Annotated in this window: 7 protein-coding genes; 5 read left to right on the top strand and 2 right to left on the bottom strand. The window is 69.3% G+C overall.

The features are described from left to right. The 4 genes from G3N99_RS25775 to G3N99_RS25760 all read left to right on the top strand — a co-directional run. Window positions 1-6,091 (top strand): SDR family NAD(P)-dependent oxidoreductase (locus G3N99_RS25775; RefSeq protein WP_206123799.1); only part of this gene is annotated, 6,091 nt, incomplete at its 5' end. Then, the gene (locus tag G3N99_RS25770) at window positions 6,088-7,005 is read left to right on the top strand and encodes a UDP-3-O-acyl N-acetylglycosamine deacetylase (RefSeq protein ID WP_174940642.1); all 918 of its coding nucleotides are present in this window, start codon (window positions 6,088-6,090) and stop codon (window positions 7,003-7,005) included. The genes G3N99_RS25775 and G3N99_RS25770, both read left to right, overlap by 4 nt. A 64-nt stretch (window positions 7,006-7,069) precedes the next feature. Further along, window positions 7,070-8,398: an aminotransferase class I/II-fold pyridoxal phosphate-dependent enzyme gene (locus tag G3N99_RS25765; protein WP_174939331.1), complete on the top strand. Its 1,329-nt coding sequence runs from the start codon at window positions 7,070-7,072 to the stop codon at window positions 8,396-8,398. Further along, window positions 8,395-9,069 carry a GNAT family N-acetyltransferase gene (locus G3N99_RS25760; RefSeq protein WP_206123798.1) on the top strand — a complete coding sequence of 225 codons (675 nt, stop codon included), beginning with the start codon at window positions 8,395-8,397 and terminating at the stop codon, window positions 9,067-9,069. Before G3N99_RS25765 ends, G3N99_RS25760 begins: the two co-directional genes overlap by 4 nt. Window positions 9,070-9,093: 24 nt before the next feature. Here G3N99_RS25760 and G3N99_RS25755 read toward each other — a convergent pair whose 3' ends face one another. Next, on the bottom strand, window positions 9,094-9,927 hold the full coding sequence (locus G3N99_RS25755; RefSeq protein ID WP_174939335.1) for a class II glutamine amidotransferase: 834 nt from the start codon (window positions 9,925-9,927) through the stop codon (window positions 9,094-9,096). Window positions 9,928-10,139: 212 nt separating this feature from the next. Next, window positions 10,140-10,469 carry a carboxymuconolactone decarboxylase family protein gene (locus G3N99_RS25750; protein WP_011351062.1) on the bottom strand — a complete coding sequence of 110 codons (330 nt, stop codon included), beginning with the start codon at window positions 10,467-10,469 and terminating at the stop codon, window positions 10,140-10,142. 129 nt (window positions 10,470-10,598) lie between these two features. On the opposite strand from G3N99_RS25750, the gene G3N99_RS25745 reads away from it, so the two are divergent. Next, window positions 10,599-10,868, top strand: a 270-nt coding sequence (locus G3N99_RS25745; protein ID WP_206123797.1) for a cupin domain-containing protein, incomplete at its 3' end; no start/stop codon positions are given.

The following is a 10,868-nucleotide window of genomic DNA, read 5'->3' as shown; positions in this document are numbered from 1 at the left end:
GCCGGCAGCGGAAGGGTTGCCGGCCTGCGTGGCAACCGGTCAGGCGCCCGCCGACGCGGTGCGCACCGCGCTCGTCTTCTCCGGCAACGGCTGCCAGTGGGTCGGGATGGGCAACGAACTCTATGCGGAGAATGCCGTGTTCCGCGCGGCGCTCGACGAAGTCGACGCGCTGTGGTGCGCCGACGGCAGCCCGTCGCTCGTCGACGTGATGCGCGGCGGCCCGAGCGCGGAATGGCTGGCCGGCGCAGGTGCCGAATGGCTCGCCGCGACGGAGAACGCGCAGCCGCTGTTGTTCGCGATCCAGGTTGGCATGATTCGCGTGATCGACGCGCGCGGGATGCGTTACGACGCAGCGATCGGCCATAGCGTCGGCGAGATTGCCGCGGCGTGGGTGACGGGTGCGCTGTCGCTCGCCGACGCGGTTCGCGTGATCAAGATTCGCAGCCGCGCGCAGGCGATGACGCGCGGCAGCGGCCGGATGGCGGCCGTCGGCATCGGTGATGCGGCGGCACGCGAACTGATCGCACGCCACGGGCTGGCGCGGCGCGTCGAGATCGCGGGCATCAACAGTCCCGATGCGGTGACGCTCGCGGGCGAGCTGCAGGGCTTGCAGGCACTGGAGGCAGCGCTGCGCGGCAGCGGCAAGTTCTTCCAGATGCTGGATCTCGACTACGCGTTCCACAGCAGCCACATGGACCGCATCGAGCCGGTCGTGCTGGCCGAACTGGCCAGCCTGCGGCCGCAGCCGGGCAATGGCACGTTCGTGTCGACCGTGACCGGCGGCGCGCTGGCCGGCACCGAACTCGACGCCCGCTACTGGTGGCGCAACATTCGCGAGCCGGTGCGCTTCGGCGACGGCATCGCGCATCTGATCGAGCAGGGCGTCCGGTTGTTCGTCGAAGTCTCACCGCATGCGATCCTGCGCACGTACGTGAAGCAGGCATTCGCGGCGGCCGGCGCGACCGGCGTGGCGCTGCCGACGCTCAAGCGCGATCACGGCAGCGCGGCAATGCTGCAGCATGCGATGCTCGCGGCGATCGCGCACGGTGCGAGCGTCGATCCCGACCGCTTCGCGCCGGGTGAATCGCGAGCTGCATTGCCGTCCTATCCGTGGCAGCGCGACCGCTTCTGGTTGACGCCGACCGTCGAAGGCTACGGCCTCGTCAATCGTCGTCGTGAGCATCCGCTGCTCGGCTATCGCCTGCACGAGCACGCATTCGCGTGGGAAAACCAGCTCGATCCGGCGAAGCTGCCGATGCTGGCCGATCACGTTGTCGACGGCGGCGTGGCGTTCCCGGGGGCCGGGTACGTGGAAATGGCGCTCGCCGCGGCACGCACCTTCTTCGATACGCAGGACGCGGCGCTCGAAAACGTCGAGATCCGCACGCCGGTGGTATTCCAGCCGCAGCAGGCGAAGCTGTTCCGGCTCGTGATCGAGCCGCGCACCGCGACCTTCACGATCGAGACGCGCGACCGGATGTCCGACGGCACATGGACATTGAACGTGACGGGGCGGATGCTGGAAAGCGGCAACGCGCTCGGTGATGCGAGCGTCGTGCCGTCCGACGCGCTCGATCGTCTGCTCGCGCTGCCCGCGGCCGACGGCGACACGCTGTACGCAAACACGGCAGCTATCGGCCTCAGCTATGGGCCGGCATTCCGCTGGGTCCGCACCGTGCGGGTCGCCGCGGATGACGGCGCGGCGCTGGCCGACATTGCCGCGCCGGCCGCATGCGGCGACGCACGGGCCTTGTCCGCCTATTTGCTGCATCCGGCGCTGATGGACAGCGGGTTTCATCCGCTGTTCGCATTGCTTGCGGCGCACGCGCGCGAAGGCGAGCATCCGGCTTACGTGCCGGTGCAGATCGGCCGGGTCGACTATCTGCGCGGCGACACGGTCGAACGGGTGCTCGTGCGGATCGACCGGCACAGCCCGCATTCGATCGTCGCGCATTTCGAATTCCTCGATGCGCGGGGCGCGATCGTCGCGCGGCTCGGCGCTTGCCGGTTCCGGCGCGTCGATCTCGTCGGCCGCCGGCAGAACCTGCCCGCGCGCTTCGTCTATCGCCTTGAAGAAGTGCCGTTGCCGGGCGACGTCGACGCGGCCGGTCTGCCGACGCCCGATGCGCTGCTCGCGCAGGCTGTCACGCGGCTCGAAACGACCGGGCACGACGGCCGCCGGACGCAGCATCTGACCGAAATCCTGCCGCTGCTCGATGTGCTGGCGAGCCTCTACGCGCTTCGCGCGTTCGATGCGCTCGGCGCATTCGCCGGCACGTGGCAGCCGGCGGCCGGGCGTGCGGCGCTGGCCGCACGTCTTGCCGACATGCTGGTCGAGGATGGTCTCGCTCATCGCGATGGTGCGCTACTGGTGCGTGACGACGCGGCGTGCGCGGCGTTGCCGCCGCTCGACGAGCTGTGGCGCGGGCTGCTGGCCGAATCGCCGGGGCACGTGGCCGAGCTGACGCTGCTCGCGCATTGCGGCGCGGCGTTGCCGGACGTGCTGAACGGTGCGAAGGACGGCGCTCGCCTGCTGTCGCCGACCGGGCACAGCCTGGTCGAACAACTCCTTGCCGCATCGCCGACGTGGCAGCACGTGCACGCGTTGCTGACCGCAAGCGTCGAGCAGGCGGTCGACGCATGGCAACCGGCACGCCGGTTGCGCGTGCTCGAGCTGGGTGCGACGGACGGCGACGTGCTGCAGACACTGGGCATGCATCTCGCGGCCGCGCGTTGCGATCACACGATCGCCGCGACGGCCGGCCAACTGGCCGGGTTCGACGCGGATGCGGAAGCGGCGGTGCGCACGGTTGCGCTGCAGTCGGGCGAGCGGTTGTCGCTGGCGGCCGACGAAGCCGGCCCTTACGACCTGATCGTCGCGAACCGCGCGTTGAGCGGCCGTCACGATGTGGCCGACGCGCTGAATGCGATGCGCTCATGGCTGGCGCCGGGCGGATTGCTGCTGCTGGCCGAGTCGCGTCGCGGCCGTTTCTCCGACATCGTATTCGGTGCGCAGGCTTCGTCGACGGAAGCCGACGCGCCCGTGGCGCTGGCGCCGGCGGATCTCGATGCAGCGCTCGAACGCGCAGGCTATGTCGATGTCGTGCGGCAGGTCGAGCAGTCGCTCGATCTGGATGGCACGCCGACGTTCGTCATCGCGCGCAACCCCGCGAGCGCCGTCGTTGCACAACGCGGCGACGATCCGAGCGATCTCGATACGCTTGCGCGCAGCGAACAATGGCTCGTGATGCACGCACCGGACGCCGCCGGCAGTTTCGGCGGACGGCTGGCCGATGCGCTGGCGCGCGCGGGCTATCCGGCCGATATCGTCGACGTCACACATGCGGCCGATGCGATTGCATCGTTGCCGGCCGGGCAGCCGACGCATGTCGTGTTCTGCGCGCCGGAAACGCCGCTCGCCGAATCGGCGACGGGGGATGGCCTGATGGCCGCGCAGCGTAACGGCGTGATCGCCCTGGCGGCACTCGTTCGCGCGCTCGGTGCGCAGGCGAACGCGGCCACGCGGCTGACCGTCGTCACGCGTGGCGGCGCGCCATTCGCCGGGACCGCGAATGCGCATCCGGAACAGGCGACGCTGTGGGGCCTCGGTCGCGTGCTGGCGAACGAGCATCCCGAACTCGCGTGCCGCCTGATCGACGTCGATCGAGCGGTGGACCGGATCCCCGACGCGCTGATTCGCGAACTGACCGGCGCAGCGGTCGAGGAAGAAGTCGTCCTGGGTGCGCACGGCCGGCAGGTGCCGCGCATGCTGACCGCCGCGCAGGCTGCGGCCCGCAACGATGGCGCGATTGCGCGTGCGGCCGTGCTCGCGTTCGATGCGCCGGGCTCGTTGCGCAATCTCGAATGGTTTGCGTTGCCGGAAAGCCCGCTGGGTGACGACGAGGTGGAGATCGAGCCCGTTGCAACCGGCCTCAATTTCCGCGACGTGATGTATGCGATGGGGCTCTTGTCCGATGAAGCGGTCGAGACCGGCTTCGCGGGCGCGACGATCGGCATGGAGCTGTCCGGCCGAGTCGTCCGGGTGGGCAACGCCGTGACGGAATTCGCGCCGGGCGATGCGATGCTCGGCTTCGCGCCGGCTTCGTTCGCGACGCGCGTCAGGACACGCGCGCAAGCGATCGCGCTGAAACCCGAGCGGCTGTCGTTCGAGGAAGCGGCGACCGTGCCGACCACGTTCTTCACCGCGTATTACGCACTCGTCGAACTCGCGCGTCTGCGTCGCGGCGAGCGCGTGCTCGTGCACGGCGGCGCGGGCGGTGTCGGGATTGCCGCGATCCAGCTCGCGCGCCACTTCGGCGCGGAAGTGTTCGCGACGGCCGGCAGCGACGAGAAGCGCGAGTTCGTGCGCCTGCTCGGCGCGGACCACGTGCTCGATTCGCGCAGCCTCGCGTTCGCGGACGAGATTCGCGCGCTGACGGGCGGCCAGGGCATCGACATCGTGCTGAATTCGCTCGCCGGCGAAGCGATGGTGCGCAGCATCGATACGCTGCGGCCGTTCGGTCGTTTCCTCGAGCTCGGCAAGCGCGACTTCTACGAAAACAGCCATATCGGGCTGCGGCCGTTCCGCAACAACATCAGCTATTTCGGTATCGATGCCGACCAGTTGATGGGCGCACTGCCGGAGCTGACCGCGCGCCTGTTCGGCGAAGTGATGGCGCTGTTCGAGGCCGGCGTGCTGCATCCGCTGCCGTATCGCGCGTTTCCGGCCGAACGGGCGGAAGATGCGTTCCGCTACATGCAGCAGGCGCGCCAGATCGGCAAGGTGCTCGTGACCTATCCGTCCGGCACGCCGGCCCCGACGCGCGGCGTGACGCGCGCGGGTTCGCTCGCGCTCGATCCGCATGGCACGTACCTGGTGGTCGGCGGCACGGGCGGGCTCGGTTTCGCGAGCGCGCGCTGGATGGTCGAGCGCGGCGCACGCCGGCTGACGCTGGCGAGCCGTTCCGGCGCACTCGCTGCTGCCGCACGCGAGGAAGTCGAGCGCTGGAACAAGACGCTCGGCGTCACGGTCGATGTCGTGTCGTGCGATGTGACCGACGCAGCGGCGGTCGATGCGATGATCGGCGCGATCGTCCGGCGCGGCAGCCCGCTCAAGGGCGTGCTGCATTCCGCGATGTCGATCGACGACGGCCTCGTGCGCAATCTCGACGATGCGCGCATGGCCGCGGTGCTCGCACCGAAGGTGGCAGGCGCGTGGAACCTGCATCGCGCGACGCGCGCGTTGCCGCTCGACCTGTTCGTGGTCTATTCGTCGGCGACGACCTATCTCGGCAATCCGGGGCAGTCGAACTACGTCGCGGCCAACAGTTTCCTCGAGGCGCTCGTCGAACATCGTCGCGCGGCGGAATTGCCGGGCACCTTCATGGCCTGGGGGCCGCTCGAGGACGTCGGCTTCCTCGCGCGCCACGCGGATACGCGTGAGGCTTTGCAGTCGCGGATCGGCGGTGCGTCGATCACGTCCGACGAGGCGATGGTCGCGCTCGAGCGCGCACTGGTCGCGGGTGCGGCCGGCGAAGCCGTGGTCCGGCTCGACTGGCACGCCGTGGCGCGCGGGATGCCGGCCGCGAAGGCGCGCCGGTATTCGCTGCTGCAATCGCATGCGAAGGGCGGCGATGCGCGTGACGGCGGCACGCAGCTACGCGAAGAAGTGCTGGCGTTGCCGCGCGACGAAGCGATTGCGCTGGTTGCCCGGACGCTGCAGGGGCAGATCGCGCGAATCCTGCACATGACGCCGGATCGCATCGCACTCGACAAGTCGGTGCTCGACATGGGCATGGATTCGCTGATGGGGATGGAACTCGGCCTCGCGGTCGAGGAAGCGTTCGAGGTCAAGCTGTCGGTGATGGCGATTGCCGAGGGCGCGTCGGTGACGACGCTGGCCGGACGCATCGTCGATTCGATCGGCGCGTCGACCGATGCGGACGCCGGTTCCGCGACGGATGCCGCGCAGGAGGCCGTCGCGGCGCTCGCCGCGAAGCACGCGATCGACGGCGAAGCACGCGCGATGCTCGATACGCGGCAGGCGCCTGCGGCGGGCCAGGCGTCGCCGACGCTGGAGGTCGCGCGATGAGCGCGCCGTCCGGCTGGGCAACGAGTCAAGGCACGCTGGCACGGCCGCTGGCGATCGACGGTCACGGGCTGCACACGGGGCGCAGGGTGGGCGTGCGGATCCTGCCCGCGCGTCCGGAAGAGGGCGTGACGGGCATCGCGTTCCGTCGCGTCGCGCAGGGGCGCACGCTGGCGACGCTGCCGGTCGATCCCGCGCTGCGCCGCGCACAGCCGCTGTGCACGATGCTGCGCAACGCCGACGGCGTCGGCGTTCGCACGATCGAGCACCTGCTCGCGTCGTTGCTCGCATGCGAGATCGATCATGCGATCGTCGAGATCGATGCCGAGGAAGTACCGATTCTCGATGGCAGCGCCGCACCGTGGGTGGATGCCATCCGCGCGTGTGGCCGCGTAGCGCTCGATGCGCCGAAACGCTTCATCCGCGTGCTGCGGCCCGTCGTCGTCACGGACGGTGAGGGCGACCAGCGGCGCGAAATGCGGATCGAACCGGCGCCGCGTTACGAACTGAGCGTGCGCAACGACCTGCGCGGCTTCGGCGACATGCACTGGGACGGTGCGCTGACGCCGGCCGCATTTGCGACCGAAATCGCGCCATCGCGCTCGTATGGACGCGTGAAATGGGCGGTACCCGCGATCGTCGCCGGTTACCTGCGCGGGGTGCCGATCCTGCGCGGCGCGCGGCCGTCGTGCACGGCGTCCATCGTCGGCAATCGCGTGCTGGGCGGGATGCGGCTGCCGGAGGAGTTCGTCCGGCATCGCGTGCTCGACCTGGTCGGCGATCTCGCGCTGGCCGGCGCGCCGCTGCTGGCGCGCGTGAGCGCGCTGCGGCCGAGCCACGAGATGAATTTCCGGCTGGTGGACGCGCTGCTGGCCGAACCCGATGCGTGGCAGTGGGCTGAGTTTCCCGACGCGTGACACCACGCTTTTTCATGGCTCCCGGCGTAACATAGCGTCTTTTCGAGATACAGCGAAGGAAGCAATGGCACTGGGAGAGCATCTTCGCCAGCAACTGGCGGCGAAAGCGCTGAAACGGCAACTGGAGCGCGCAACGGATGCAGCCGCGGCACCCGGCGTGCCCGGCACGCTGGCCGCACAGACCGCATCGGCGCGCAGCCGCTTCGAATCGATGCCGCAGTATCAGCAGGTCCGGATCATGCGCGAGATGGGCGAGAAGCTGCGCGTCGACTCGCCGTTTTTCCGCGTGCACGACGGCGTGGCCGGTGCGACGACGCAGATCGGCGGCCGCGAGTACCTGAACTTCGCAAACTACAACTACCTCGGCCTGGCCGGCGATCCGGCCGTGTCGTCGCGCGCGAAAGCCGCGATCGACCGCTACGGCACGTCGGCGTCCGCGAGCCGGATGGTCGCGGGCGAGCGCCCGGTGCAGCGCGACCTCGAGCGCGCGCTGGCCGCATTCTACGAGACCGACGATTGCGTGGCGTTCGTGAGCGGCCATGCGACGAACGTGACCGTGATCGGCGCGTTGTTCGGCCCCGGCGACTTGGTCGTCCACGATTCGCTCGCGCACAACAGCATCGTGCAGGGCGCGCAGTTGAGCGGCGCGAAGCGGCTGAGCTTCGCGCACAACGACTGGCAGGCGCTCGACGAACTGCTGTCGCGCGTGCGCCGCGAATACCGGCACGTGCTGATCGCGATCGAAGGGCTGTACAGCATGGACGGCGATTTCCCCGACCTGCAGCGCTTCGTCGACGTGAAGACGCGGCACGGTGCATTCCTGCTGGTCGACGAGGCGCATTCGCTCGGCGTGCTTGGCGCGACCGGCAAGGGCATCCGCGAGCATTGCGGCGTTGCTCCCGACCAGGTCGACATGTGGATGGGCACGATGAGCAAGACGCTGGCCGGCTGTGGCGGTTTCATCGCCGGCTGCCAGCCGCTGGTCGACATGCTGCGCCATCTGGCGCCGGGCTTCCTGTACAGCGTCGGGCTCGCGCCGACGCTCGCCGAAGCGTCGCTGGCCGCGCTCGAGCGCCTGCAGGCCGAGCCGGAGCGCGTCGCGCGACTGCAGGCGCGGGGGCGGCAGTTCCTGACCGAGGCGCGCGCCGCCGGGCTGAATACGGGCACGAGCGCCGGGTTCGCGGTCGTGCCGGTGATCACGGGGAGCTCGCTGAAGGCCGCGCAATGGGCCAATGCGATGTTCGACGAAGGGATCAACGTGCAGCCGATCTTCTATCCGGCCGTCGAGGAAAAGGCGGCGCGCCTGCGCTTCTTCATCTGCTCGACGCACGAGCCGGAGCAGATCAGCCGGACGGTCGCCGTGTTGTCGCGTCTCGCGGGGCGCAGCGCATGACGCCGGCCGGCGCGTTCGCGCAAGCGGTTCCGCGCGCCGGCGAGCGCGTGCGGTTTCGTGCAGCCGATGCGGGCGACGCGGCAGCGTGCGCGCCGCTTGTGTTTGCGTCCGGCGTGGCCGAATTCGGGTTCTTTCTCGGCGAAAGCGACGCACGCTGCATTGCCTTCCTGCAACAGGCGTTCCGGTCGCGTCATGGGCGCTTCTCGTGGCGCCGGCATCGTGTCGCGGTCGCCGACGACGGCGCCGTGCTCGCCGTGATGGCGATTCACGACGGGCAGCAGACGATGTTCGACGACGTGCATGTCGTGTGGGCACTGGCGCGCTTCTTCGGCGTGCGCCGCACGATTGGCCAGTTGTTGCGCGGGCTGATTCTCGAAACGGAAATTCCGGCGCCGAAGCGCTCGCAGATCCTCGTCGCGCATTGCGCAACCGACGAACGGCAGCGCGGCACGGGGATCTTCAGCGCGTTGTTTCGCGACGCGCTGGACACCGGTGCATTGCCGGTCGACGCTAGTCGCGATGTCGTGCTCGACGTGCTGACCCGCAACGTGCGGGCCCGCGTGCTGTACGAACGGCTCGGGTTCGCCGCGCTGCCACGGCCGCGCGCCCGTTCGCGCCGGCTGCCGGCCGAACTCGATTCGATCCGCATGCGGTTGTCGCGCCGCGCCTGACGGTGCGAATGACCGCCCGTTGCGCTACTTGTGCCGCGGGCTGAACGGCCGCTGCTGCACATCGGCGCCCTGCGCGACGATCGCCATGCTTTCCGGCACTTCCTCCCACGCACCCCGCAAGTCGACGAGCGGCTCGGACACGACCATGAACGCGTCGTCGCCGGCTTCGGCGATGCGCGGGTTGTGCGGATACAGCTCGTGGAGGTGCTTGAACGAGGTGCTGTGGAACAGCGAGCGTGACTGCCGTTCGCTCGAGTAGCGCACCGCGATGATCCGTTCGCCGTCGGTCGCGCAGATCGTCATGTTGAGCGGGTCGGCCACGCGATGCCGCGCAGCGGTTTCCTCGACCACGCCGACCATCCGCTCGAGCGCCGGCAGTGGTGTTTGCTCGAGGCCGTAGGTCAGCGCGAGGCGGAACATCAGTTCGGAGTCGGTCGAGCCCTCCAGCGTCGGGAACAGCGCGGGATCGACCTTCATCGTCAGGTCACGGCGCAGCTTGTGGAAGTCGCGGATCAGCCCGTTGTGCGCGAACAGCCAGCGGCCGTGGCGAAACGGGTGGCAGTTGGTTTCCTGCACGGGGGTGTCGGTGGCCGCGCGGATGTGCGCGATGAACATCCGCGAGCGGATCGCGCGCGCGGCTTCGCGCAGGTTGCGGTCGTTCCACGCGGGATGCACGGAGCGGTAGCGGAACGGGAGTTCTTCGGGGCGCCCGTACCAGCCGATGCCGAAGCCGTCGCCGTTGGTGGTCGTCGCTCCCAGCTCCGAATGCAGGCTCTGGTCGATCAGCGAATGCTTCGCGCGGAACAGTACGGTTTCGAGATGAATCGGATTACCCGTATAGGCGAGCCAGCGGCACATGGAGCGCTCCTTCACGATGGATCGTTCGCAGCATGGTAGCCGACTTCGTGGCGCATCCGCGCCTGGGCGCACGCGGCCTGTCATTCGGGCAGGTACGCTGGCCAATCTTCATACATCGGTTGCCTGCCCGGATGCGCGATGCGCGACCGGGCGGCCATGCAGCCAATGCGGCCGGACGCCGCCACCTGACGGCAGCGCCGCAGCCGTCAAGTTCACTCGCCGAGCGCGTCCATCACGCGCGCCGAATAGACGAGCGCCGCACCCGCGTTCAGCGCGATTGCCACGCCGAGCGCTTCCGCCACTTCTTCCTTGGTCGCGCCATGCTTCGCCGCTTCCGCGGTGTGCACGGCGATACAGCCGTCGCAGCGCGTCGTGACGGCGACCGCCAGCGCGATCAGTTCGCGCGTCTTCGCGTCGAGGTGGCCCGTCTTGGCGCCGGCGCCTGACAGCGCCTTGTAGCCGGCCAGCGTATCGGGCGACAGCTTGGCGATCTCGCCGATGCGCGTCGAGAGTTCCTTCCGGTATTCGTTCCAGTTCAGCATGATGCGTCCTTTCGAGTAGGGGTGAGGAGGGCGGCGGGCGCCGCGATCTCGGGCGATGCAGGGCTATTCTGATCGTTCGCGCTGAGGGTTTCGATACGCTAGAGTGTCAATTTTTAGCGCGATCGTCTCATGGATGCATTGAGTCAACTCCTGTCGCTGGGCCGCAGCCATGTCGAACTCGACGTGCGCTGCCTGCTCGACGGGCCGTTCGCGATGCCGCACGACCCGCTGCCGTCCGGCGAGGCGGCGTTTCACCTGGTGCTGGCCGGAACCTGCCGACTGCGTACCGCGGACGGGCGTACGCTGCAGCTCGCCGAAGGCGATTTCGTGCTGCTGCCCGCGGGTGGCGCGCACGATCTGCTCGACGCAGGGGGCGGCCGGTCGCGGCCGGTTGCGGCA

This window comes from Burkholderia sp. Ac-20392 (assembly GCF_017104585.1).
In the GTDB taxonomy this organism is placed as follows: Bacteria; Pseudomonadota; Gammaproteobacteria; order Burkholderiales; family Burkholderiaceae; genus Burkholderia; species Burkholderia lata.
The sequence above is the reverse complement of the archived record's forward strand: the minus strand, read 5'-3'. Positions and strand labels throughout refer to the sequence as shown.